This is a genomic window from Billgrantia pellis (assembly GCF_008297955.1).
Taxonomy (GTDB): Bacteria; Pseudomonadota; Gammaproteobacteria; order Pseudomonadales; family Halomonadaceae; genus Halomonas; species Halomonas pellis.
On record NZ_VTPY01000005.1, the window covers coordinates 434870 to 458610 of the forward strand.

18 protein-coding genes are annotated in these 23741 nt (G+C 64.3%); 12 read left to right on the forward strand and 6 right to left on the reverse strand.

What is annotated here, in order from left to right:
- From F0A17_RS15200 to F0A17_RS15230, 7 genes are read left to right on the forward strand one after another with little or no spacing between them, the layout of a single operon-like run.
- The gene (locus F0A17_RS15200) at positions 1 to 774 is read left to right on the forward strand and encodes an HpcH/HpaI aldolase family protein (RefSeq protein ID WP_149329177.1); all 774 of its coding nucleotides are present in this window, start codon (positions 1 to 3) and stop codon (positions 772 to 774) included.
- On the forward strand, positions 771 to 2045 hold the full coding sequence (locus F0A17_RS15205; RefSeq protein ID WP_223111553.1) for a type III PLP-dependent enzyme: 1275 nt from the start codon (positions 771 to 773) through the stop codon (positions 2043 to 2045). The genes F0A17_RS15200 and F0A17_RS15205 overlap by 4 nt, the downstream gene beginning before the upstream one ends.
- Positions 2042 to 3997 carry an IucA/IucC family protein gene (locus tag F0A17_RS15210; protein ID WP_149329178.1) on the forward strand — a complete coding sequence of 652 codons (1956 nt, stop codon included), beginning with the start codon at positions 2042 to 2044 and terminating at the stop codon, positions 3995 to 3997. The genes F0A17_RS15205 and F0A17_RS15210 overlap by 4 nt, the downstream gene beginning before the upstream one ends.
- A 34-nt stretch (positions 3998 to 4031) precedes the next feature.
- Complete coding sequence (locus tag F0A17_RS15215) at positions 4032 to 5096, forward strand: ABC transporter substrate-binding protein (protein ID WP_228716920.1); 1065 nt, start codon at positions 4032 to 4034, stop codon at positions 5094 to 5096.
- Positions 5090 to 6094: a FecCD family ABC transporter permease gene (locus F0A17_RS15220; RefSeq protein ID WP_149329179.1), complete on the forward strand. Its 1005-nt coding sequence runs from the start codon at positions 5090 to 5092 to the stop codon at positions 6092 to 6094. The genes F0A17_RS15215 and F0A17_RS15220 overlap by 7 nt, the downstream gene beginning before the upstream one ends.
- Positions 6091 to 7125, forward strand: coding sequence for a FecCD family ABC transporter permease (locus F0A17_RS15225; RefSeq protein WP_149329180.1), 1035 nt, complete (start codon positions 6091 to 6093; stop codon positions 7123 to 7125). Before F0A17_RS15220 ends, F0A17_RS15225 begins: the two co-directional genes overlap by 4 nt.
- Positions 7126 to 7157: 32 nt before the next feature.
- The gene (locus F0A17_RS15230) at positions 7158 to 7781 is read left to right on the forward strand and encodes an RraA family protein (protein ID WP_149329181.1); all 624 of its coding nucleotides are present in this window, start codon (positions 7158 to 7160) and stop codon (positions 7779 to 7781) included.
- A 75-nt stretch (positions 7782 to 7856) separates the two neighbouring features.
- Here the strand turns inward: F0A17_RS15230 and F0A17_RS15235 are convergent, their stop codons facing one another.
- The 6 genes from F0A17_RS15235 to F0A17_RS15260 all read right to left on the reverse strand — a co-directional run bounded on the left by F0A17_RS15235 (position 7857) and on the right by F0A17_RS15260 (position 19541).
- On the reverse strand, positions 7857 to 9998 hold the full coding sequence (locus F0A17_RS15235; RefSeq protein ID WP_149329182.1) for a TonB-dependent receptor: 2142 nt from the start codon (positions 9996 to 9998) through the stop codon (positions 7857 to 7859).
- Between the two features lie 195 nt (positions 9999 to 10193).
- Positions 10194 to 12293, reverse strand: a complete 2100-nt coding sequence (locus tag F0A17_RS15240) for a TonB-dependent siderophore receptor (protein ID WP_149329183.1) — start codon at positions 12291 to 12293, stop codon at positions 10194 to 10196.
- Positions 12294 to 12372: 79 nt separating this feature from the next.
- Positions 12373 to 13332 (reverse strand): AraC family transcriptional regulator, encoded by a 960-nt coding sequence (locus tag F0A17_RS15245; protein WP_228716921.1) that lies wholly within the window; start codon positions 13330 to 13332, stop codon positions 12373 to 12375.
- Positions 13329 to 14108, reverse strand: a complete 780-nt coding sequence (gene fhuF, locus F0A17_RS15250; RefSeq protein WP_228716922.1) for a siderophore-iron reductase FhuF — start codon at positions 14106 to 14108, stop codon at positions 13329 to 13331. Before fhuF ends, F0A17_RS15245 begins: the two co-directional genes overlap by 4 nt.
- A gap of 11 nt (positions 14109 to 14119) precedes the next feature.
- Positions 14120 to 16264: a TonB-dependent receptor gene (locus F0A17_RS15255; RefSeq protein WP_149329184.1), complete on the reverse strand. Its 2145-nt coding sequence runs from the start codon at positions 16262 to 16264 to the stop codon at positions 14120 to 14122.
- Positions 16265 to 16481: 217 nt separating this feature from the next.
- Positions 16482 to 19541, reverse strand: a complete 3060-nt coding sequence (locus tag F0A17_RS15260) for a cellulose binding domain-containing protein (protein WP_149329185.1) — start codon at positions 19539 to 19541, stop codon at positions 16482 to 16484.
- A 382-nt stretch (positions 19542 to 19923) separates the two neighbouring features.
- On the opposite strand from F0A17_RS15260, the gene F0A17_RS15265 reads away from it, so the two are divergent.
- Genes F0A17_RS15265 through F0A17_RS15285 form a run of 5 tightly spaced genes read left to right on the forward strand, consistent with a single transcriptional unit; the run spans position 19924 to position 23739 of the window.
- Positions 19924 to 20694 (forward strand): DUF3450 domain-containing protein, encoded by a 771-nt coding sequence (locus tag F0A17_RS15265; RefSeq protein ID WP_228716923.1) that lies wholly within the window; start codon positions 19924 to 19926, stop codon positions 20692 to 20694.
- On the forward strand, positions 20691 to 22064 hold the full coding sequence (locus F0A17_RS15270) for a MotA/TolQ/ExbB proton channel family protein (RefSeq protein WP_149329187.1): 1374 nt from the start codon (positions 20691 to 20693) through the stop codon (positions 22062 to 22064). The genes F0A17_RS15265 and F0A17_RS15270 overlap by 4 nt, the downstream gene beginning before the upstream one ends.
- Positions 22048 to 22581: a MotA/TolQ/ExbB proton channel family protein gene (locus F0A17_RS15275; protein ID WP_149329188.1), complete on the forward strand. Its 534-nt coding sequence runs from the start codon at positions 22048 to 22050 to the stop codon at positions 22579 to 22581. The genes F0A17_RS15270 and F0A17_RS15275 overlap by 17 nt, the downstream gene beginning before the upstream one ends.
- A complete protein-coding gene (locus F0A17_RS15280; protein ID WP_149329189.1) occupies positions 22574 to 22981 on the forward strand; it encodes an ExbD/TolR family protein in 408 nt (135 codons plus the stop codon). Before F0A17_RS15275 ends, F0A17_RS15280 begins: the two co-directional genes overlap by 8 nt.
- A complete protein-coding gene (locus F0A17_RS15285) occupies positions 22978 to 23739 on the forward strand; it encodes an energy transducer TonB (RefSeq protein ID WP_149329190.1) in 762 nt (253 codons plus the stop codon). Before F0A17_RS15280 ends, F0A17_RS15285 begins: the two co-directional genes overlap by 4 nt.
- The last annotated feature ends 2 nt before the right edge of the window (positions 23740 to 23741 follow it).

The following is a 23741-nucleotide window of genomic DNA, read 5'->3' on the forward strand; positions in this document are numbered from 1 at the left end:
ATGCTGACACCCAACCGCATGAAGCAGAAACTGGGCCGAGGCGAGCCGGTCATCGGCCTGTTCGCCTCCATTCCCGCAGCCGTGACCGTCGAAATGATCGGCCAGGCGGGCTTCGATTTCGTGATTCTCGACACCGAGCACAGCCTGGTGAATCCCGAGACGATCGAGCATATGCTGCGTGCCGCAGAGCTCTCGGGGCTCACCGCGCTGGTGCGGGTGGCGCGGCCCGATCCGGCCAGCGTGATTCCGTTGCTCGACGGCGGGGCACGGGGCATCGTGCTGGCCAACGTCGAGGAACCCGCCGCGGTGGAAGCGCTGAACGACTGCCTGCGCTTCCATCCGCTGGGGCGGCGCAGCATGAATGGCGGCCGACCGGCGCGCTTCGGCGCCGACGACCTGAGCGCCTATCTGGAGCGTGCCAACGAGGCGCTCATGCTGGTGCCAATGATCGAGAGTCGCCAAGGGGTCGAGAATCTGGAGGCCATCCTGCGTGTGCCGGGGGTGGACATGGTGCTCGAGGGCGCGGCGGACCTGTCGCAGTCGCTGGGCGTGCCGTGGCAGACCGAGGCGCCCGCCGTGACCGCAGCGCTGGATCGTGTCCACGAGGCCTGCCGTCGAGCGGAGGTGTCGTTCTGTGCGATTCCGCGTAGCGAGGCGCGCCGCGACTATTGGCGCAAGCGGGGCGTGCGCGCCTTCGTGCTGGGCGACGAACGCGGCACGGCTTTTCGCGCCTTGCAGGCCAAGCTTGCCTCCTTCCAGGGGGACGCATCATGATGACCCTGGCGACGATTTCCAAGCCGGCTGCGTGGGGCCCGCCCTCGGCAACTGTCGCTCAAGGTCTGGCGACGCTGGGCGAACCCGACGCCGACGGTAGACGCGAGCCGGTCTGTGCCTTTCTCTATGATCTCGAGGCGCTGCGCAATCACGTGGGGGCCATGGTGGAAGGGCTGCCGGATCGGTGTCGACTCTACTATGCCGTCAAGGCCAACCCCGATCGACGCCTGATCGAGGCGCTCGTTCCCCTGGTTGCCGGCTTCGAAGCCGCCTCGATCGGAGAGATACGGTGCATTCGCGAGGTGAGCGATACCGCCCCGATTCTCTTTGGCGGCCCCGGCAAGAAGGATGCCGAGATCGAGGAGGCCCTCGACCGGGGCGTGGAGCGCATCCACGTGGAGAGCCTGCATGAGCTGCGTCGGCTGCGGCTGATCGCGGAGCGCCACGGCTCGGTGGTACCGATCCTGCTGCGGGTGAACCTGCATGATGCGCTTCCCGAGGCCACCGTCACCATGGCGGGGCGGGCCACCCAGTTCGGCATTGACGAGCCCCAGGTGGAGGAGGCGATCCAGGAGGCACGGCGCTGCCCGGCACTGCGCCTCGATGGCTTCCACATGCATTCGATCTCCAACAACCTCGACGCCCGCCTGCATGCGCAACTGGTGGCGACCTACCTGGCGCGCGTACGGGACTGGGCGGAGCGCTTCGAACTGGAAATCCGCTGCGTCGATGCCGGCGGTGGCTTCGGTGTCTCCTATGACGAGCGGCCGGACTTCGACTGGGCCGCCTTCCTCGACGAGCTGGGCCCGGTGCTGGACGCCGAGCCGTTGCCCGGAGCGGCGTTGATCTTCGAGCCCGGGCGCTACATCGCCGCCTTCTGCGGCTACTACGCGGCGGAGGTCATCGATCTCAAGCGCAGCCACGGACGCGACTTCGCCGTTCTGCGAGGGGGGACCCATCACTTCCGCCTGCCCGCTTCCTGGCGCCACGACCACCCCTTCGAGGTGATTCCCCGCCACGTCTGGCCCTATCCCTTCGTGCGCCCGACCCTGGCGAAAGGACGAGTGACCTTGGTGGGGGAGCTCTGCACGCCTAAGGACGTCCTCGCCACGGACGTACCGGTCGCGCGACTGAGAGTGGGTGATGTCGTGTTGTTTCATCGAGCCGGCGCCTACGGCTGGACCATCTCGCACCACGATTTCCTGGGCCATGCCCACCCCCGACATCTCTTCATCGGTCGTCGCTGCGGCGACGAGGAGCGCGCAACATGACGTTATTCTCCCAAACTCCGGTGGTCGAAACGGTCGCCGACGCCGCCGGACGCCTCGCCGAGGCGCGCGTGATGGGCGACCTCATCGACACCCTGCTGGCCGAAGGCTTTCTCGACGACCAGCCCATCGACTGGCCGGCACCGCCAACGCTTCCCGGGGAACTGGGCTGGCCGCGGGGAGCCGTCTGCCTGCGCTGGTGGATCGACCGTCGGCAAGGGCAAGCGCTGCTCATTCCGCTAGGTGCCGCCATTCTGCCACCGCATCGTCACGTCGCCGGCGCTGGTGTATTCATGGCTCGCTATGGTGGCGATGGCGCGGTCACCGAATGGCGGCGTCTGATGCCCGACGAGCTGCTGTCGCATGTCGAGGCGAACTGCCTGGACGCCGAACAGCGCCTGCAGCCGGGAGTGGCCAACGTGCGCCGGCTGCTAGCCACCAGCCTGTGGCAAATGCGCCAATCGATCGCCGAGATGGCACCGCTGGAGACCTCCCTGGCGATGCCCATGGCGGCGGGTTTCCGCGCTCTGGAGCGACGTGCCGCCTTGCGCGATCGTCCCTTCCATCCGCTCGCCAAGGCCAAGGAGGGGCTCGACGAGGACGGCCACCGGCGCTATGCGGCGGAGTTTAATCGACCCATCCGCCTGCGCTGGCTCGCCATGCGACGGGAGTGTCTCGCCTGCGGTAGTGGGGATGACGAAGCCCTGGAGCCGATCCGGCTAGTGTTGAACGATGCGCAGCGCGGCGAACTCGAGGCGGAAATGGCGAGGCGCGGGCTACCCAATGCGGACTACCTGGCCTTGCCGGTGCACCCCTGGCAGCTAGCGCATGGGCTGCCCCGGCATCTTGGCGAGATGCTGGAAGCGAAGGAGGGCGTGGTATTGCAGACGGCAGCAGGGGATTTCCGGGCCACTTCGTCGCTGCGTTCGCTGGCACCGCTGGGCGAGAGTCGCTTTCATCTGAAGCTGCCCATGGCGGTGTTCTCGCTGGGAGCGGCGCGTTATCTGCCGGCGGTTAAGCTGATCAACGGCGAGAGCGGACAGACCCTGCTCGAACAGGCGCGAACGCAGGACCCGGTGCTGCAGGCTCGGCTGTACCTATGCGATGAGCGGCGCTGGTGGTCCTATTTGCCGTCGGGCAGCGGGCTGTTCGACGATCCTCCGCGCCATCTGGGGGCAATGGTACGGGAATACCCCGCTGTATTGGTCGATGACCCGGCGGTGCGCCTGATTCCCATGGCCGCGCTGGGTGTCTCGCTGATACCGTGGGGGCAGCCCGAGGAGCATCCCTTCGACGAATGGCGTCGGCATTCCGGGCGGGGAGCGGGGCCGACGGCCAGCATCGGCCTGTTCGGCGAACTGTGCGAGGCCTTCTTCGACATCGTTCTGAGGCTCTATCGCCTGGGAGTGATGCCGGAAATCCATGGCCAGAATGCGGTGCTGGTGTGGCGTGCGGGGCGTATCGAGGGCCTGCTGCTGCGCGATCACGATTCGGTGCGCCTGCATCGGCCCTGGCTCGATCGGCATGGCATTGACGACCCGGCCTACCGGATCCGTCCCGGCTACTCGAACAGCCTCTACAACGACACCCCGCGCGACCTGTTGTTCTATCTCCAGACACTGGGCATTCAGGTCAATCTACTGGCGATCATCGAGGCTCTGGTGCGGCATTGCGCCATTGAGGAGGCACTGCTGTGGCTCGAGATGCGGGACCGGCTGGAAGCGCGGATCACCGCTCTGGCGTTCAATGACGAGGAGCGACGAACCCTGCATGAGGTGTTGTTCGCCTCGCCGCGCTGGCCGCAGAAGAGCGTCCTGCGACCGCTGTTCGAGCAGCAGGGCGTGCCCGGCAGTATGCCCTCGGGAAAATCCAGCCTGCCCAATCCGTTCCATGCCGAGGCGCTGGCCGGACGCATGCCGGCCAGGGCGTGCGTTGTCGACGACGAACCTGTATAAAGGGGCGCCTATCCTGCAACAGAGAATGATTCTCATGGGCCTTTCGCTGTCCTGCCGTCGCTTCATCGTCATGGCGTTGCCGGTGGTCTGCAGCTTATGGCTGCCGGCGTATGCCGGCGCGACGCGCAGCATCGAGCATGCCCTGGGCGAGGCGCGTTTCGAGCACTCGCCCGAACGCATCGTGACCCTCCATCAGGGCGCCACGGACAGTGCCTTGGCGCTCGGCCTCGCCCCGGTGGGGGTGGTCGAGTCCTGGCTGGAGCGGCCCATGTACCGTTACCTGCGCGATAGCCTGCCGACCGGGGTGCGCTACCTGGGCCTGGAGACGCAGCCTGACCTGGAGGCGGTGGCAGGGCTCGCGCCCGACCTGATCGTCGGGGTCCGCTATCGCCACGCCGACGTCTACCCGCTGCTGTCGCGCATCGCCCCGACGGTGATGGCCGAGACGGCCCACGACTTCGAGGCCATGCTTGAGTTGATGGGCGAAGCGACGGGGCGTGAGCGACAGGCCGAGGTGCAGCTTGAGGCCTGGCGGGAGCGGGTCCAAGACTTCCGCTGCCGCGTGTCGGCCCGGCTTGGCGACGCTTGGCCCCAGAGCGTGTCGGTGGTCAGCTTTCGAGGCGATCATGTGCGCCTCTACTACGATGGGTTCGCCCGGCGCATCCTCGATCAGCTCGGCTTTCGCCGACCCGCGGGCCAGGAAGGGGCCGGGTGGGGCGTCAAGCTGGTCAGCCGCGAGCGCCTGCCGGCCATGGAGGCCGATGCCATTTTCGTCTTCATGCGTGACGACCCGGCGGTGGCCGAACTGCATCGAGAATGGACGGCGCACCCGCTATGGCAAAGCCTCGGAGCGGTGAAGCGGGGGCGGGTTTACCTGGTCGATCCGGTGGTCTGGAGCATGGGGGCCGGGATCCTGGCGGCCAACCGCCTGCTCGACGAACTCTACGGGCACTACGGATTGCAGGACACGAGCGATAGGCGGGATCCGGATCGCGCGGATTCTCCAAGCGGCCAGGATTCGGACGGTCCGGAACGCGATCTTCAGGTCCTGGATCGGCGGGGCGACGAGTGGCCACACGGAGAGGACGAGACATGTTGACGAGCCCTGCCGCCAAGCTTGTGGGCCTGTTGCTGACGGCGGCCCTGGCGCTCGCCACCGGCTTGGCCAGCCTGGCGCTGGGAGCGACCGAGATCGCGCCGGCCGTGCTGCTGGAAGCGTTTGTCGCGCCCGACCCGAGTTCGACACAGCATTTGATCCTGTGGACCGAGCGCCTGCCCCGAGCGGCGATTGCCGCGCTGGTGGGCGCGAGCCTGGCGGTGGCCGGCGCCCTGATGCAGACCCTGACCCGCAATGCCCTGGCGGCGCCGAGCATTCTCGGCATCAATGCCGGGGCCATGTGTTTCGTGGTGCTGGGCAGCACGTTCTTTGCTATACGCTCACCGCTGGGGCTGGCCTGGGTGGCCTTCCTGGGCGCCTTGGTGGCCGCTCTGCTGGTTGCGCTGCTCGGGCGCGAGCGGCGTGGGGGCATTTCGCCGGTGCGCGTGGTGCTGGCCGGTGTGGCGGTCACGGCGCTGTTCGTCTCGCTGGCCCAGGGACTCCTGATCATCGATCAGGAGCGCTTCGAGAGCCTGCTGCTGTGGCTGGCGGGCTCCGTGGCGGGGCGCGAACTCGAGATGATGACACCGCTGCTGCCGTTCTTCCTGTTCGCCGCCGGCGTTTGCCTGTTTCTTGTGCGACAGCTCAACCTGTTGGTGCTGGAGGAGGAAGTGGTCAGAGGGCTGGGACAACGCACCGGTCGAGTCAAGTTGCTGGCCGGGACGGCAATCATCATGCTGGCCGGTGGCGCCGTGGCGCTGGCCGGCATGATCGGCTTCGTGGGGCTGATCGTGCCGCATATGGTACGAGCCCTGTTCGGCCGCGATCATCGCTGGGTACTGCCGGGATGCACGCTGCTGGGGGCGGGTCTGTTGCTCGGCGCCGACACGCTGGCGCGCTTCGTGATACCGCCTCAGGAGGTGCCGGTAGGCGTGATGACGGCGCTGCTCGGCACTCCCTTCTTCCTTCATCTCGCTCGTCGCCGGAGCCTGGCACCATGAGTCGCTCGTGGGTCTGGCGAGCCGTCGACGGGCGGCTGTCGCTTCGCCTCGACCGTCGCACCCTGACGGTAGCGCTGCTGCTGGCCCTGGCACTCTTCATCAGCGCCCTGGTATCCCTGGGCCTCGGCAGTCAGGCCACGCCTCCCTCGGCGGTGCTGGAGGCGCTGCTGTTCCCCGAGCGCAGCGATATCGCCCTGATCGTGCACGAGATTCGCCTGCCGCGAATTATGCTGGCGATCCTGGTGGGGGCTTGCCTGGGCGTGGCCGGCTTGCTGTTGCAGGGGCTGGTGCGCAATCCCCTGGCCTCGCCGGACGTGATCGGAATCACCGGCGGGGCTTCCCTGGCGGCGGTCGCCTTTTTGGCGCTGGGTGGAACGGCACTTGGCGAAGCCTGGTTACCGCTGGCGGCGCTGGTCGGTGCGCTGTTGGTGGCGCTGGCCATCCTTGCCCTGGCCGGGCGCGGCGTGACGCCGGCCAGGCTGGTGCTGGTTGGCATTGGCCTGGCTGCCGCCCTAGGAGCCGCGACCACCCTGATCCTGGTGCTCAGCCCCGATACCACGGCGATGCAGGCCTACGTGTGGCTGACCGGCAGCCTTTATGCCGCTCAATGGCGCGAAGTGGCCGCGTTGGCTCCCTGGGCGGCGTTGGGGTTGCCCCTGGCGCTGGGGCTGGCGCGTCACCTGGACGCGCTGGCGCTGGGTGACGACCTGGCCACCGGGCTCGGCAGTGCCGTACGCGGCACCCGTCTGTCGTTGCTGCTGCTCGCCGTGGCACTGTCCGGCGCGGCGGTGGCGTTCGCCGGTGGACTGAGCTTCCTCGGCCTGCTTGCGCCTCATATCGCGCGGCGGCTGGTGGCGCGCGGCCATACCGGCCTGGTGCCGGCGAGTGCCCTGGTCGGTGCGCTGATTCTTTTGCATGCCGACCTGCTCGGTCGCCTCGCGTTCCTGCCCCGCGATCTGCCGGCGGGTATCTTCGTCGCCGGCATCGGGGCGCCGTTCTTCGTCTACCTGCTCTATCGTTGGCGTACCTGACCGGCGCTGGAGCGGCGGCAAGGAGATCCGACATGTTCGATATTCGTCCTCGAGCCGAGGGGGCTTCGCCCGGCTTGCGTGCTCGTTACCGGGAGGTGGCGACTTCCACCCTGGGGCATCTCACCGACTTCGGCGCGATCGCTGGATTGGCTCCCGTACGGCGTCCCGCGCGGCTGCTGGGAAATGCACTGACGGTGCGCATTCCGCATCTCGACGGCAGCGCGATTCGTCGCGCGCTGGAACTGGCCGAGCCGGGGGACGTGCTGGTGATCGACGTGTCCGGCGACGAGCGGCGCGCCTGCTGGGGCGAGCTTCGAACCTATGCGGCGCTGCGCAAGGGGTTGGCAGGGGTGGTGACGTCAGGCTGTGTGACCGATATGGCCGAACTCGCCCGCTTGTCGTTGCCGGTCTACTCCCGGGGCGCTAGCCCATTGACCACCCGCGCACTGGACCTCGAGGGCGAAGTCAATGTGCCGGTCGCCATCGATGGCGTGGCGATTCGCCCGGGCGACCTGATGATTGGCGATGACGACGGCCTGTTCGCGCTTACCCCGGCACGTGCCGAGGCGCTACTGGCACCCGCGCTCGACAAGCAGGCCGGTGAAGTGGCGCGGCGCCGGGAGCTGCAAGCCGCCTATCCCGAGTGGTGGCGATGAGGAGAGCGAACAACGAAAAAAGGCGGCGCCCAAGGCGCCGCCAAACAGTAAGCCAGGTCCTGCTGGGACAGGCGTTCAGAAATCCAACTGATAACCCAGGGTAAAGGTGCGACCGCGACCGGCAAAAAATAGATCATCGTTGACCACCCCCGCCTGGGAGTAGTAGGTGATGTACTGCTCATCGGTCAGGTTCTCGATACCGAAGGTGGCACGACCCACGGGTAACTGATAGGCCAATGAGGCGTCGACCAGGGTATAGCCATCAAATTCAAGGTCGGAGTTTGCCGAGTAGCTGCGGTCGAAGTAATGGCTGGCCTGCAGATGGGATGAGAGTGCATCGTTCCAGGCGGCGCTCCAGCCGAGGCGCAATGTATCCGGCGCCATATTGCGCCCCGTGAGCTTGGTATCGACACGGTCGTCTCCATCGGTGTCGGACTTGCCCTCGGTATGGGCATATGACAGCTGCAGATCGTGCGTATCATTGAGGCGCATGTCGCCGGAGATCTCGACTCCCCTGATCTCGGTCCTCTCCCGCTCGACTCGGTAGTTACCCTGGTCATCGGCCTCGATTCGCTGGCCGAGATCGGAATCGGACTCGAAATAGCTCAGCTCCAGGCCGTAGTCGCCCCAGTCGAAGCGGGCGCCAACCTCACGGTTATCGGTAACGATAGGGGACAGGTCGACCAAGGTGTCGACGTCCTGCCCCGGATCTTCGACGCCTCGCAGTACGCGGCCTACGTCGGGCATGCCGAAGCCTTGGGAGTAGTTAGCGAACAGTTGGGCCCAATCGGTGGCCTGGTAGACCAGACCGATATTGAATAGCGTTTCATTGAAGGTTGGCTTGCCGCCGCCCACGGCTACCAAATCATTCTCGACACTGGTGTCTCTGTCGAGCGTCGAGTAGGAAGCTACGTCGAGCTCGGCCCACTCTTGACGAACGCCGGCATGCAGAGTCAACGGGTCGGCCAGGCGTAGCTCGCCCTGCAAGAAGGCGGCCGCGCTGTTGAGCGTCGCTTCGGGAGAGTAGGTCCGACCGGTCTGCGTCAGCTCCTGGACGGTTTCGTCCTGCAGTAAGTCGACGCCGGTGGCCAACGCCAAGCGATCATTGAACAGTCCGTCGCGGCTGAGCGTGAATTTGGCGCCAAGCTTGTCCGAACGCGTTCGCGACTGATCGTAGAGGGTGTTGCCCGCCTCGTCCTGATAGGGATAGGCTGTCGGATGTGGGCCGAACTGGGCACGGAAGCGCTGGTGGTAGACCTTGGCATCCAGCTCGTTGCCGAACCAGTCGGCATGGTGATAGGCCAATTGGGTGGTCATGGCCTCATTGTAGGGGGCCTCGCCATTCGGCGTGCCGCGCTCGGCACTGGTGGGAATCCCCGCGGCCCGATCGCCTGACACGCGGACATAGTCGTTGTCACCTTCCAGTTCGAAGCGATTGATGGAGAAGACGAGATTTTGATTGTCGTCGATCCAGTAGCCGAGCTTGGCAAAGAGGTCGTAGCTGGTCGAGTCCTGGGTCTCGCCCTGGATGGGATCGATACCGATATTGCGGCCATTGCCGTCGCGAAAGATCCCACGCTTCTGGTGGGTAACGCCACCAAAAAAGTCCCAGTTTCCCTGCTGGGCGTTGAGCTGGTAACCCAACTTGTGGCCGAAACCCTCGGAGTCGAGCTCGTCGTCGAAGGTGAGCTGGCTTGAAACCTGATGATTGACACCCCCTCCCTCGGCGCGTTTGGTGACGAAGTTGATGATGCCGCCGGTGGCTCCCAGCCCGTGCTCGGCGCTGGCGCCATGGATCACTTCGATGCGCTCGACCATATCGAGATCGATGGTATAGCTGTCCCGGTCGGCATCGCGCATCGGGTTGGACTGCGGGACGCCGTCGACCAGGAACAGAGCGTCGCGACCACGGAAGGTCTCGCCGGTATTGGAAAGCTTCTGGCGGCTGGGGGAGTAACCGGGAATCAGGTTGCCGAGGATCTGGCCGCGGTCGCTGGTGATGGCTAGCTGCTGCTCGATCTGCTCGCGAGTAATGACGGTGACCTTCTGTGGCGTCTTGCCGGCAACGCTGCGGTTGCGGGTGGCGCTGACCACCAGCGGAGACAGATCCGTGGCCGTTTCGTCCGTGGTGGATTGGGCGTGGACCAGGCCCGGCAGGGTAGAGCCGAGTAGCGCCGGCATCAGCCAGACGATGCGCGTCTTCTTGGGGTAAGTCATGCTGCGATTCCCTTGCTAGGTATGGAGTGTCGGGCCTCGACGCGGGTGAGGCTTTTATTTGATGAAACTCAATGATAATTCTTATTATTTGCAACATCAATAAGATTGCATCGGCCCGGCAAGCCGACTTCCGGCTGGCTGTTCGACGGGCACGCCCGGCATTGGCCGGGCGTGCTTTCGTATAATGAGTGTCCGTCAGAAGGCGTAGCTGAGGGTGGCGCTGACACTGCGTTCGGCGCCGAAGTAGCAGTAGTTGAGGTCGTAGCAGGACGCCACGTATTCCTTGTCTAGTAGGTTGGTGGCATTCAAGCGGGCCGATACACCCTCCAGGCCTACCCGGCCCAGGTCGTATCCCAGGGTGGCGTCGACCAGGGTGTAGTCGGGAACCTTGCGGGTGTTCTGCTCGTCCGCGTAAATGTCGGCGTGATAGCGTATTCCAAGCCCGGCATCGACGCCGCCTAGCATGCCCTGGTCGAAGGTATAGAAGCCCCAGACGGAAGCCTGGTGTTTAGGTGACTGGTTGGTGCGATTGCCTTCGGTGCCGTCTTCGGCCCGGCGGTAGCTGGCGTCGATATAGCTGTATCCAGCTTGCATGCGCAAATTGTCGGTAGGGTGAGCCAGCGCCTCGAGTTCCACGCCGCGGGATTCGATCTCGCCGACCGCGCTGAAAAAGCTTTCGTTGGGATCCTTGGTGGCTACGTTTTGCTGAGAAATGTGAAAGAACGCCACGCTGTAACGATCTTCGCTGCCCGTCGGCTGATACTTGAGACCGGCTTCCACCTGCTCGCCTTCGGTGGGGGCAAGAATGTCGCCCGACTCGTCAGCCACACCGTTCGGCGAGAACGACGTAGTGTAGTTGATGAAGGGCGACAGGCCATTGTCGAAGGCATACAGCAGGCCGGCCCGTCCGCTGAATTGGGTATCATCGAGCGATTCGTGGATATTCTGGAGGTAATCCCCGTTGCGAATCTCCACCCGATCGTAGCGACCTCCTAACATGGCATGCCAGTTGCCGAAACGGGCCTGATTCTGAAGATAGGCGCCGACCTGCTCGAGATCCCGATCCTGTCGATAGAACGGGGCAACGCCGAGGGGGGTGGCACCGTATTCGGGGGCGAACGCATCGAGAGGGGGGAGACCACCGAACGATTCATTTCGACGTGTCGTGCGCTGCTGGTAATCGGCACCTAACAGTGTGGTATGGTCAATGTCACCTATCGCGAAGTCGGCCTGTAATTGGTTGTCGACTACCCAGGCCTTGAGATCCTCTTCGGCGTCCAAGTACCCGCGATTGAGTTGCGTTTCGTTGGCCCAGGTTCCGGCATAGTAGGCTTGCTCGTTGACGACATCCGCCTCTAGATAGCGCAACTTGTGACGCCCCGTCCAGGTGTCGCTGAAACGGTGCTCGAGCTCATAGCCGATCATGGCCATCTCGCGCTCGTACCGGTCGTGTTCCGCTTCGCCCTCGAAGAAATTTCGCGAAATCCTGCGTCCATGACGTGTTTCCACCGCGCCTTCATAAGGCAAGCCCCCGTGATAACCACCCTCAGGATCGCGCTGCAGGTAGGCATGCAAGGTCAGGCTGGTGGTGTCGGTGACGTCCCAGGTAATAGCCGGGGCCAAGGCATAGCGTTTCTCCTCGACGGGGCCGAACTGTGTATCCGAAGCGCTGGCCAGGCCGGTCAGGCGGTAGGCCACGCGACGTTCTGCGTCCAATGGACCGGTCAGGTCGAACGCGACACGGCGCTGCTCGAGGTTACCTATGCCCAGGCGAAGCTCACCGCTACGCTGGAATTCGGGCCGCTTGCTGGTCATTGCCACCAGACCGCCCGGAGAGGCGCGACCATAGAGGACCGATGCGGGACCCTTGACCACTTCGATACGCTCGAGGAAATAAGGGTCGACGGACATAGAGCTGTAGGCGCCGCTGTCGCCCATGACCTTGAGGCCGTCAAGAAACGTGTTGTTGACGCTGCCATCGGCGAAGCCCCGCAGAACGAGGTAGTCGTAGCGATTCGAAGCGCCGATCTGGTTGGTGAAAACGCCCGGGGTATAGTCGACGGCACGCTGGACGCTGCGGACACCGCGGGCTTCCCACTCGTCTCGTGTCACTACTGACGTGGCTTGGGGCGTTTCGTTGAAAGGCGTTTCGGTCTTGGTGGCGGCCTGGCCGGTAACGGTCAAGGCTTCCAGGCTTTCGGCCTGCGTCTCCACAGGCTGTTGAGCCTGGGCATGGCTCGCGACGAGGATGGACGCGAGCGAGATACTCAGTGCCAGTGGGCGGGGAGTCGGCATGAAGGTTCCTCTACGGAATTTCTCATCAGGTAATGAGAATTATTCCTTGTATTCGGCAGTGCTGTCCTATGCCGTTTGCTCAGCTTTCTCTTCGGGGCGCTCGGTTTACGCGGCGCAGGGAACTCGGCGGATAGCCATAGTGCAGGCGGAAGGCCGTGGTGAAATTGTTGGCATGCCGATAGCCGGCGCACTGGGCGACGCGCTCCACACCATGCCCTTGCAACAGCAGCTCGTGAGCGAGCTTGAGGCGCCTTTCGCGCAAGTATTCGAAGATGGAGCAGCCGTATGCTGCCTGAAACTTGCGGCGCAGGGTGGCCGGGCTCATCGAAGCCAGTTCGGCCAGTGCCGCGAGGCTGTGGGGTTGGGCAGGCTGCTCATGCAACTGCCGATGGACTCGTTCAAGACGCTGCCTTTCGCCAGGGGGAATCCGGACGTCGGAGGCACTTGCGTCATGCGGCAGCCCGTGAGCCAGCAGCTGTAGGCCCAAACCTTCCCACTGCAAGTTCAAGGCCGCCTCGCTGAGAGGGGAGGACAAGGCTTGTTCCAGAGCCTGCGGCAGGAGAGGGGGAAGCACCCAGGCATGCATGCTCGACCTATGGCGGGGCAGAGAGGCACCGAGCTCGGCCAGGCGAGGTGCGTCGAGGGCCAACGTCAGGGCGCGTATGCGTTGGCCGGGTGGCTGAATGGCTTGCAATCCTTGTTGAGTATCCAGCGTGACGCTCAAGGCCATGCCTTTAGTCAGATTCAGACGCTGCTCGCCCAGCTTCACCTCGGCTCGGCCTTCGAGCATGACGATGATGGACAGAGGGATGGGGCGGCGTGAGCGGGAATCGTAGCGTTGCAGGACTTCAATGTCGGAGGTGACGAGCTGCATTCCTCGTGCGGGGGCCAATTCCTGAATGTGCCCCCGTATCACCGAGGTACGCTGTGCAGCGCGCATTGGGAGCGTAGGGAAGCGATAGTCGATACCGTAGCGTTCACCGTAGGTACGCAGATCTTGTGGTGTATGCTGTCGGGTGGCTTGAGCAAGTTGGGTCACGAGGCGGCTCCGTGCTTCGGCTCGCGAGTGCGGCAGGTCAGTGGGCAATTGCCGCAGTAACCATGCTCGCCGATCAGGTAGCGAATGCAGCAGAGACGACGTACCCGCTGTGGACCGTCGCCGTCGCCGTCGGGCAGGTAACGCACGGGACGATAGAGTGGGTTACGCCGGCCGTCGGGAAGAGTGGCGTCTTCCAACAGGGCAAGCGCTGGCGCATTGACTTCCGGTAGTGCCAACGGGTGGTGCGCAAGCGCACGGGCGAAGTGCTCGAAATAGTTGCCGGCATTGCTCCAGAACACCTTGGGCGAGGCGCCGCTGAGGTTGGCCAAGGCCTCGATCAGCGGCGTCAGGTGGCCGTCGATAAAGGTCGCGAAGCGCCGTGGGCTCTCTCGCGTGTCCAGTGGTCGGCCTTCATGGCGCAGCAACAAACCCGTCGTCTGGCCGTATCGATCCTGCGCCACGCGCAAGCTGTCGAGACCCAAGGGCAGATCGCGCTCCAGCACCAGATTGGCGGCCAGACCGGTCGCCAACACGCTGCTGAAATGCCATTTCGACCACAACGATGCCACGGCGCGGCGATCACCATGGCCATGGCGTCGACCGAAGCGCGTCAGGAGCTCGTCGAGATAAAAGGGGTCGAGCAGCGACGCCCCCATCGCACCGTCTGTCGTCTCGTCGTGCCACAGGCGAGCCGGTGTCAGGCCCTCCAGCGGCCCGACGTAAAGCTGGGGCAAGACATAGGGCATGGGGTCGTCCACGACGGCTAGCCGGGGCATGTGCTTGTGCCTCAGTAGTCGACCGACCAGGTCAGGGTGTAGGTGCGGCCCCGACCTTGATAATCGTACAGATACTCGGGGCCATAGTAGGGCGAATAGAACATCGCGGCGCGTTGTCCCCATACGGTCGAGTCGTTTTCATCCAGCAGGTTCTGCACGCCGAGGCTGAACTTGCCGAAATCGGTCTGTTGGCTGAGGGCCAAGTCCAAGGTGGTGTTGCCCTCTATCTTCCTGTCGGCGCTATCCTCAAGATCGAAGGTATGGTTGGCCTGGAGCCGCGCCGAGCGGACATGGTCCGACCAGCCGACGAAGGCCGTGGCCGAGGAGAGAGAAGCATAGCGAGCGTCACGCTTCTCCCAGTCTCCGCCATCGTTCTTCTGCTCGGAACGCACCAGGTGCAGGGTACCGCCGGCCTCGATGCCATTGTCGAAGTAGCGAGTCACCGCACCTTCAAGCCCGTAGTCGCGCTTCTTCTCGTCGATGACAGTGACGCTCAGGTCCTCGGCATTTTCCACTGCCTTGTCGGACCAGGCGTAATACATCGCCGCTTGAGTCACCCAGTCGCCGCCACGATAGCGCCAGCCCAGCTCGACCTGATCGGTCTCGATAGCGGACAGCGGATTGTTGGCAACGCTGACATCAGGGCTCTTGCCGTAATATTTGGCTGGGTCGGGCAGCTCGAAACCTTGGCTGTAGCGCAGCCAGCTCTGCGTGCCGTTCCCGACATCATAGAGGGCACTGGCGTTGAGCAGGGTGGTGTCGTAGTCGTTCGCGCCACCGGGAATGCCATTGAAGTCATCGACCTTCACGTCCGAGTGCTGGCGGCGCACGCCGGCCGAGAGCTTGAGTGCCTCGCTTGCCTGCCAGTCGCTCTGGAGGAAGGCAGAGTAGGAGTCGATCCGGTAGCCGGGATAGCGTGGGGAAACGTCTACTTGCTGCTGTACCAGGCCGCCGGTGGCGTCGGATACGGCCTGGTCGAAATTCATCTGGCTGGCATCGAAACTTTCGCGGTCCAGATCCAGGCCATAGACGAGCGATACATTATTAGTGAGGCGGGTGTCGAACAGCGCCTTGATCCCGCTCAGATCTGTATTTTGCTTAGAGGTGCCGAAGCCATACTGATGAACCGTCTCTCCTAAATCCCAGCGCCCATTGGTGTTGGAATCCGTATAATCCTCAACGTAGGGAAATGCTCTGAAACTGGCCTCCTCCTCGCGATGAAAGGCCTGCAGGTAGAAATCCTGGCCCAACAGGTCGGCATGGTGATACTGCAGGTTGATCATGCGACGATCGGTGGCCGGGTCCCGGTCGGAACGATAGCCGTTGCGAATCTCGGCGTTCTCGAGGTTGGGTGTGGCCGCATCGAGGTTGGGAAAGTAGACCCCACGATCGCCCTCGAAGCGCGAGCGATAGAGTTGAGCGCCCAGCTCCAGGGTCTGGTCATCGTCCAGCAGGAACGTCAGGTTGCCGAGCACGTCGATGCTGCGATTGTTCTGAAGGTCGGTTTGAGCCAGGTCGGGAAAGATTTCCTCGCCGTTACCGTCGTAGTGGCGTCCGTTATCTTGGTAGGCCGTGCCGAGGTAGGCCTGAACACGATCGTTACCACCGCTGATCGACTGAGCGATGCGTCGATCAAGATCGTCGCTGTCGCCGAAGCCACTGGTAAGTCCGGCTTCAGTGCGCCAATCGGGGCCGCCGACATCCCCTGTACGCGTAATAATATTGATGATGCCGCCGGTCGCACCGCCGCCGTAAAGGCTGTTGGCACCGGAGAGCACTTCGATGCGTTCGATGTTGAACGGATCGATGGAATCGAACTGGCGGGAGAGACCGCGCGAGCTGTTCATGGACACGCCATCGATCAGGACCTGGACGGACCTGCCACGCAGGTTCTGGCCATAGTTGGTGCGCCCCTGAGGCGCCATGTCCAGCCCCGGCACCAGGCGGCCCAATGCTGTCTTGAGGTCGGCACCGGCCTCGATCTGCTGCTGGAGTTCTTCCTTCTCGATGAGCCAGGCGGCGCCGGGAATCTGGCTTATCTGGGTCGGCGTGCGCGAACCTACTATCACCATGGTTTCCTGTTGCTCTTGGGCCTGGAGCGGCAGGGCAGCGGCCCCGGCAACGAGGGCGACGCAAATCGAATGACGATGGTTCATCTTGGTCCCTTGCTGGTTTTTTGGCGAGTGCTCTGGGTGGCCTCGCTCAGCGGAAGCAAGCATAGCAGCAGACATTCAAATATCAATGAGAGGGATTAGCATTAAGTTCGTGCATAGGTGTTCCGTTCGTTTCAGGTGACGCAGAGGACATTGCTGAAGCACGGTAGCCCTGATGAAACGCCCGACACAGGGTCGGGCGTGGATTCGCTTGCTGTGCCTAGAGCATGAAGTCCTCGGTGCGCAGGCTATCGATACCCAGGACGTCGACCTGCAGGTCGACGACGCCATCGCCGTTGACGTCGCCCTGGATCAGGCCGCCCTCGCTGCGCAACTCACCGGCAGTGCCGCTGAAGGCAGCGTTGCCGACCCAAGCGAACGCTTGCTCGCCTTCGGTGGTGAGATCGCCATCGATGCCCGAGAGGTCGATCAGGTCACCTGCGTCGCGATCGAAGTCGACGATAATGTCGCTATCGAAGGCCGTGGACTCGAAGGTCGAGAGGTAGACGAAGCGGTCGCCCCCCTCGCCGCCGGTCAGGCTGTCGGCGCCCAGGCCACCGTAGAGGGTATCGCTGGCCGCTGTGCCCAGAAGGGCGTCGTCGCTTTCGCCGCCGATGAGGCTATCGTCTGTCGCTGTGGGTACGCCAACCAGCTCGCCTTCGGCGTCGAGGTTTTCGGGTAGGGCATAGCTGTCGTCGCGTACCTTGTAGGAGACGCGCCACGTCTCGCCGGGCTCCAGCGCCGTGCCGCCATTGATAGCGTTCACGACATAGCCTTCGTCAGTGGCGGTATATTCACCGTTCCATATGTCGGTAATGGTCCCCGGCAGGTGGAAGCTCACCGATGGCTGCTCGATGATGACGTCCGAGGTGTTCGTAACCCATATTTCGGACATGTAGCCGCCCGACCAGGTCTTGGTGATATTGCGGGTGAGCGCCAGAAAATCCGCCGCCGTGGAGGCGGGATCGAGCGCATCGAACAGCGCGGGATCTGCCGCTTCGCCGGCAACCAACGCCTCCGGGTGCAGCGTCAGTTCGGTGCCGTTCAAGGTGAGCGAGGTAGGCGCTTCACTGGTAGGCGCGTACGCCTTGAAGGAGAAGCGCATGACACTGGCCTCCTTTAGCGCATCACTGCCGTCGTAGGCGATCCGATACGTGTCGCCGTCACGCGCCAGCAGAGTGGCACCATAGAAGGTGGTAATCTCCGCAGGCAGCGCGAAGGTGATCTCGGGGCTCGCCACATCGCTGTCCGAGTGGTTGGCGATCTCGACGCGCATCACGTAGCCGCTTGACCAGCGGCTGACCATGCTCAGCACCACTTCCATTTCGCTGGCGGTGATAGTGGGCTCGTTCATTGGTTCTTCGGAAACCACCGGCTCGGACTCGATGGTGCTCGAGGCCGGAGACGACACGGTGGTGTCGTTGGTGTCCTGTTCCGAGTCGGCGAGGATATCCGCTGGCGTGGGGGCGCTCGGTGCTTCTCCCTGGGAGAGGCTGCGAGTAGCGGCATCGAGCACGATGCCATCGGCGAACAGCACCCTTTCGATGCCGAGCAACGTATCGGTGTCTCCGCCGCCTCCCGCAAGCTGAAGGCTGCCGTCGTCGCCGAACCGAACGGCGTAAGCGTCGTAGTTCTGTTCCATGTGGGCGATATCGAAGCCGGCACCACCCTCGAGAACGTCGTTGCCGAGTCCACCGCGCAGGAGGTCGTCACCGGCGCCGCCAATGAGCGTGTCATGGCCCAAGGCCCCGTCGAGATAGACGCCGTTGTCGGTCCCCTGGATGAGGTCATCGCGGCGTGAGCCGACCACGTAATCGAAGCGGATCTGGTTGGCACCGGCCTCGGTGATGGCGCCGAAGGTCTCGCCGCCATCGTTGTACCACACCACGGGTGAGAGGCCGTCGGCATCGGCGTCGCGAATCGACTGTTCGACATGCACGGTGTTGCCGTGATCCTGGCCGCCATGGAAGTTGATGTCGCGGTCGGTGGCACGCACATGGATATCGTTGCCCACCGAGGAGCGCCACGAGGCGAACAGCACGCTATGGCGCATGCCCGTGTCCTCGAGCTGGGTGAAGACGCCGTCGTAGCTCTCGCGCAGCTCGAAGGCATAGCCGTTGCCGCCGCTGCCCTTGTTGAAGGCACCGTGCGCGCCGAGTGAGTCGGCATGCAGATCGAGGGAGAGGGCGAACTCGAAGGCGGTGGAGGGGCCGTCGATCACTTCGATGTCTTCGACCCGAGCACCCACGGTGCCGCTCAGCTTGATCGCTTGGTAATGGGTCAGGTCGGAGAGCGTATTGCTGAACTCGGCCTTGTCGGGAGAGCCCAGTTCGTAGCCCACCGTGAAGCCCTGTAGGGTCACATTCTCCAGCGCATCGTAACGCTGTACCTTGGCTGCGCCGCCATCGAAGTCGAAGTGCACGCCGCGATCGAGGGTGACGGTGCCGCCATCGACAGCAACCACCGTGGCCATGCTGGTGCGCAACGGAGCATTCAGTTTCTGCCAGGAGGTATCGCCGATCTCGGCGAAGTATTCTTCCGTGTTGTCCTGCCAGATGCGTACGATATCGCCCGCTTGCAGGCCATGGTTCGTCTTGAGCGACAAGGTGTCGTCGCCCATGGCGGCGTTCTGCTTGAGGTAACCGGCGAATTGGGTCGCCTTGTTCTCCACGAGGAAGGCATGCGCACTGCCGGAGGCGAGGGCTTCATCGGTGAAGATAATGCGCGTCTCGCCGCGCCCGGCCCCCACGATACCGATGTCGGAGCGCGAGACGGTGATCATGGCGTCGAATCGATAGTCGCCGGCGGCAAGGTGCAGGACGGCGCCTTCCGGGGCGGCGTCGATCAGCGCCTGCAGCTCGGCGGCAGTGATCTCGGGGCCGACGGTGGCTTCGCCATTGCCGTCGAACGGGCTGGGCTCGACCGACTGGGTCTCGGCGACCTCAGCGATCAGCAGCGTTTCCGCTTCGGGGGAGAACTTGGGAATGGCGCCGTTGACCGTCAGCTCGGAAGGCATCATGCCGCTCTCGGTCAGTACCTTGAATTTGAATCGCACGGTCTCGCCCGGAGCGATATCGTGGTTATCGTCGTCGACAATGGTATAGCGGCCATCGGTTCGGCCATCGATGACTCCGTCCCAGATATCGGTAATGGTGCCGTCGAGTGTGAAGTCGACCCGATAGTCGACGATCGATTGGGTTCCTTGGTTGGTGATGAAGATCTCCATCACGAAGCCGCCGTTCCACTGGCTGCTGAGAGAGGTATCGATGAAGGGACGCATGAAGCTACCGCCATTGCTAGGAATGAAGCAGGCCGCCGGAGGCGGGCAGAGTGTCGGCTGCGGTAGAAGACAAGCACCTGCGAGTGCAAGGGATGGCGCTCGCCTGGCCGGGCAGTCATTCGCCCACTGTCGTCCCTGGAAGCGTTCTAACGGGCAGGACAATGCGAATATAACGGTTCGATTCGCTTCAATTGGCAAGAAAAACCTAACTTTCCTTACGCTGTTCCCGGGTCAGCTATGGCGGGTCGTGATTCTTCCGAGAGGGGCATGGCCGGTGGACGAGGTTTTTGGCGAGGATTGATAACTATTATCATTAATGGCATCATCTTACGCCGCCCACCCAGGGCTACCGTTCGCCGTTACCGTCTCGGGAGTTACATCAGTGAGATCGTTTCGCTACCCCTGCCTCGCAAGCCTGCTCTGGCTGGGGCTTGTTACGGCGTCCACCGCCGACCCTGATGTGCGTGAGGAAGCCACTCAGGCCCAGCGCAACCAGGCCGAACTGCAGGCACGCATCGACGAGGCCGACGACGAATCCCGTGCCATGCTCGCGGAGCTGCGTGAGCTGGAACGAGCCAATCGCCGCCTCGAACGCGAGAACGCCGAGCTCGCACCACGCCTGGAACGACGGGCCGACGCGCTTGAGCGGCGCGAAGCTGCCCTGGGCACGCTGGAGGAGACGCGGGACGCTCTGCCGGCGCTGCAGGCACGACTCGTCGAGCGTCTGGCGCAGTGGGTCGACGACGACATGCCTTTTCTGCGCGACGAGCGCCGTGCTCGCGTGGCAAGCCTACAGGCCATGGATGGCGAACCGACTTCTGCCGAGCGCTGGGAGCGCATCGTTGGGGCATGGCGGACCGAGCTGGAGTACGGACGCGAATTCGACGCTTGGCGCGGTTACCAGGATAGCGAGGGAGGGCGGCGTGAAGTCGACTACCTGCGTCTGGGGCGCATCGGCTTCTACTACCTGACACCCGATGGTCGTGAGGGAGGTGTCTGGGAGGTAGCGTCGGAGCGCTGGGTGCCGCTCGACGAGGCCCAGCGCCGCGAGGTGCGCAATGGTCTGCGTATCGCTCGCGATCGTCGGGCGCCCGAGTTGTTGACGCTGCCAATCTCGCAGCCGCTCGAAAGCACTGGGGAGGGCGATTCATGAGAACGCCACGCTACGTTGTCGGCCTGCTGATCGCCGGTCTCCTGGCCATTCCGGGCACGGCTCAGGCTCAATCCGAACCGCTGAATACCCTGCGTGCCGAACGAGAGGCCGCCGAAGCCCGTGATCGAGCGCGCTTGGCCGAACTGATCGAGGACCGCGAGGCGCTCGAGTCCGCTCTCGAGGAAGCCCGCGCCGCACATGAAACTGCCGAGGCACGCAACGCAGAACTGCAGGCCGAGGCGGAGGCGCTGGACGAGCGTCAGGCCGAGCTGGATGCCAGACAGGAGGAACAGGGCGACGACCTGAAGGCCATCCTGGCGTCGCTGAAGCAGCACAGCGGCGAGCTGCGCGATAGCCTGGCGGACAGCTGGCTGGTCGCGGGAACCGGTGAACTTCCGCCACGTCTCGATGATGCCGAAGTGTTATCACTCGAACACCTGGAAACCTTTGCCGACCGTCTGATCGAACTCACTGCCGATACGGGGCGGGTGGTTCGTTTCGAAGCCCCGGTAGCGGCGGCCAGTGGCGAGATCGCACCGCGACAGATCGTAGGCCTGGGCGACTTCGCCGCCTTCACCGAAACGCATCTGCTCCGCCGCGGCGCGGATGACGAGGCGTTGTCGGTGGTGGAGCGTACCCCGCGTGAGGTTGCCTCCCGCCTGGCCGCCTTCCATGCCGGCGAGTCGCGCTCCCTGGCACTCGATCCGACCCGAGGGGAAGTGCTGTCCGCACTGGCGCAGCGCCCGAACCTGGTTGAGCGTTTTCATCAGGGGGGGGCGGTAGGCTATGTCGTCGTGGGCTTGGGCGTCATCGGTTTGCTGGTGGCCCTCCTGCAATACGCCTACCTGCTGCGCATCAGCCTGGCCATGCGTCGTCAGCTGCGCGACCTGAGCATTCTGCGTGACGACAATCCGCTGGGGCGCGTGCTGTTGCGCTTCCGTGCACTACGGGACGACCCGGTGCCGGAAGCGCTGGAGGCGCGTCTCGATGAGGCCGTGCTCGCCGAGTTGCCGCGCCTCGAGCGCGGTCAGCCGCTGGTCAAGCTGCTCGCGGCCGTGGCACCCCTGTTGGGCTTGCTCGGCACCGTGACCGGAATGATCGTCACCTTCCAGGCCATCACCGTGTTCGGCACCGGCGATCCGCAGCTCATGGCGGGTGGCATCAGTCAGGCATTGGTCACGACGGTGCTGGGGTTGATTACCGCTGTGCCGCTGCTATTCGCGCATACCGCGTTGGCCGGCCGTAGCCGCCATCTGGCTGGCCTGGTGGAGGGACAAGCCAGTGCCGCCCTGGCCGAGCATCTCGAAAGCCGTCCCAGCGGACCGGACACCACCACCGGGAGCGCGCGCCGCGATGCCGCCCTGGCTTGAACCGTTGGAGCGCCTGGTCGAGGCGGGCGGCTCGGTCCTGGTGGTGATCGTACTGGTCGCCATGCTGCTGTTCAGCCTGGCCCTCGAGCGTGTGTGGTATTTCCGCATCACTTATCGCCGTGCGCGACGGGCGCTGATCCGGCGCTGGGCGGCACGCCGTGACCATCTGAGCTGGAGCGCCCTGACGCTTCGCGAGGCGTGGACCCGTGATTTGATCGGTCGGCTGCGCCGGCCATTGCCATGGCTGCGACTGCTGGTGGCACTATGCCCGCTGCTGGGATTGCTGGGCACCGTGACCGGCATGATTGCCGTGTTCGACAGCCTGGCCCTCAGCGATACCAGCCAGGCGCGGGCCATGGCGGACGGCGTGGCACGAGCCACCCTGCCGACGCTGGCGGGCATGGCGGTGGCGGTGGTGGGGCTACTTTTCACCAGCCGGCTGGAGCACATCATTCGACGCGAGGACCAGCGCCTGCACGACCGCCTGGCTCGCGCCGTGGAGGAATCCGATGCGTAGACGTCGCCTTGTCGCCGACGACAGCGAGACCAGCGAGGTCAACCTGACCCCGATGCTGGATGTCGTGTTCATCATGTTGATCTTCTTCATCGTCACGACCAGCTTCATCAAGGAGAGCGGGGTGGAGATCCAGCGCCCCGAATCCAGTGCCGCCAGTCCCCAACCCGATGCTCAGGTGATGGTGGCGATCACTCCCGAAGGCGCGGTATGGGTCGATGGCCAACCCATGGACCTGCACCGCGTCGGAGGCGAAGTGGCCGGGCTGGTGAGCGATGGCGGGTCGGTGGTGATCCAGGCCGATCGCGAATCGACGACCGGCCTGCTGATCGAGGTCATGGATCGCATTCGCGAGGCCGGCGTGGAGCAAGTGGCGGTGGCCGCGAGCCGGAGCCGGCCATGACCCGCATACCCCTCTCTTCGTTGGGAGGTGCGGCCCTGGCGCTGTTGTTGTTCTGGCTGCTGGCGCTATTGGTGACCCCTCCGGAGGAGGCGTTCGAGGTGATCGACGAGAGCCTGACGCTAAGCATGGTCGAAGCTCCGGAGCCGGTGCAGGAGGAAACGGCTGAACCCAGCGCCGAACCGCCGCCACCCCAGGCGGAAGCGACGCCACCGCCTCAGCCGGAACCGCTGCCGCCGCTGGAGAGTTCGATCGCCATGCCGGAGCCGGAGCTGCCTCCTGAGCCGGTGGAGCCGCTCGAGCTCGACGCCAGCCTGCCCGAACTCAGCGAGGCCCGGCCGGAACCGCCGCCGGAGCCTCAACCGGAACCCGAACCTGAACCTGAACCGGCCCCGGAGCCGTCGCCCGAGCCAGCGCCGTCTCCCGAGCCGAGCTCGTCACCTCCGGCTTCCAGCGCGGCCGCTCCCGAGCCAGCTCCTGCCGAGCAAGGGCCGGTGGATGTCGGGCAGATCGCCCCGACCAATCGCGTGCCGCCGGAGTACCCCTCGCGCGCCCAGCGGCGTGGTCTGGAAGGGCACGTGGAGCTGCAGTTCCTGATTCGCCCCGATGGCAGCGTCGATCGTTCTTCCATACGCGTGGTCGAGTCGCAGCCGCGCAACGTTTTCGACTCGGCTGCCGAACAAGCCGTGGCGCGTTGGCAGTTCGAACCGGCCAACGGCGTGCGCCGCGCGCGGCAGCGCCTCGAGTTCCAGTTGAGGTAAGT

Coding starts and splice junctions, on each gene's coding strand:
- F0A17_RS15200 (WP_149329177.1), top strand. CDS start 1: ATGCTGACACCCAACCGCATGAAGCAGAAACTGGGCCGAGGCGAGCCG.
- F0A17_RS15205 (WP_223111553.1), top strand. CDS start 771: ATGATGACCCTGGCGACGATTTCCAAGCCGGCTGCGTGGGGCCCGCCC.
- F0A17_RS15210 (WP_149329178.1), top strand. CDS start 2,042: ATGACGTTATTCTCCCAAACTCCGGTGGTCGAAACGGTCGCCGACGCC.
- F0A17_RS15215 (WP_228716920.1), top strand. CDS start 4,032: ATGGGCCTTTCGCTGTCCTGCCGTCGCTTCATCGTCATGGCGTTGCCG.
- F0A17_RS15220 (WP_149329179.1), top strand. CDS start 5,090: ATGTTGACGAGCCCTGCCGCCAAGCTTGTGGGCCTGTTGCTGACGGCG.
- F0A17_RS15225 (WP_149329180.1), top strand. CDS start 6,091: ATGAGTCGCTCGTGGGTCTGGCGAGCCGTCGACGGGCGGCTGTCGCTT.
- F0A17_RS15230 (WP_149329181.1), top strand. CDS start 7,158: ATGTTCGATATTCGTCCTCGAGCCGAGGGGGCTTCGCCCGGCTTGCGT.
- F0A17_RS15235 (WP_149329182.1), bottom strand. CDS start 9,998: ATGACTTACCCCAAGAAGACGCGCATCGTCTGGCTGATGCCGGCGCTA.
- F0A17_RS15240 (WP_149329183.1), bottom strand. CDS start 12,293: ATGCCGACTCCCCGCCCACTGGCACTGAGTATCTCGCTCGCGTCCATC.
- fhuF (WP_228716922.1), bottom strand. CDS start 14,108: ATGCCCCGGCTAGCCGTCGTGGACGACCCCATGCCCTATGTCTTGCCC.
- F0A17_RS15255 (WP_149329184.1), bottom strand. CDS start 16,264: ATGAACCATCGTCATTCGATTTGCGTCGCCCTCGTTGCCGGGGCCGCT.
- F0A17_RS15260 (WP_149329185.1), bottom strand. CDS start 19,541: ATGCGTCCCTTCATCGATACCTCTCTCAGCAGCCAGTGGAACGGCGGC.
- F0A17_RS15270 (WP_149329187.1), top strand. CDS start 20,691: ATGAGAACGCCACGCTACGTTGTCGGCCTGCTGATCGCCGGTCTCCTG.
- F0A17_RS15275 (WP_149329188.1), top strand. CDS start 22,048: ATGCCGCCCTGGCTTGAACCGTTGGAGCGCCTGGTCGAGGCGGGCGGC.
- F0A17_RS15280 (WP_149329189.1), top strand. CDS start 22,574: ATGCGTAGACGTCGCCTTGTCGCCGACGACAGCGAGACCAGCGAGGTC.
- F0A17_RS15285 (WP_149329190.1), top strand. CDS start 22,978: ATGACCCGCATACCCCTCTCTTCGTTGGGAGGTGCGGCCCTGGCGCTG.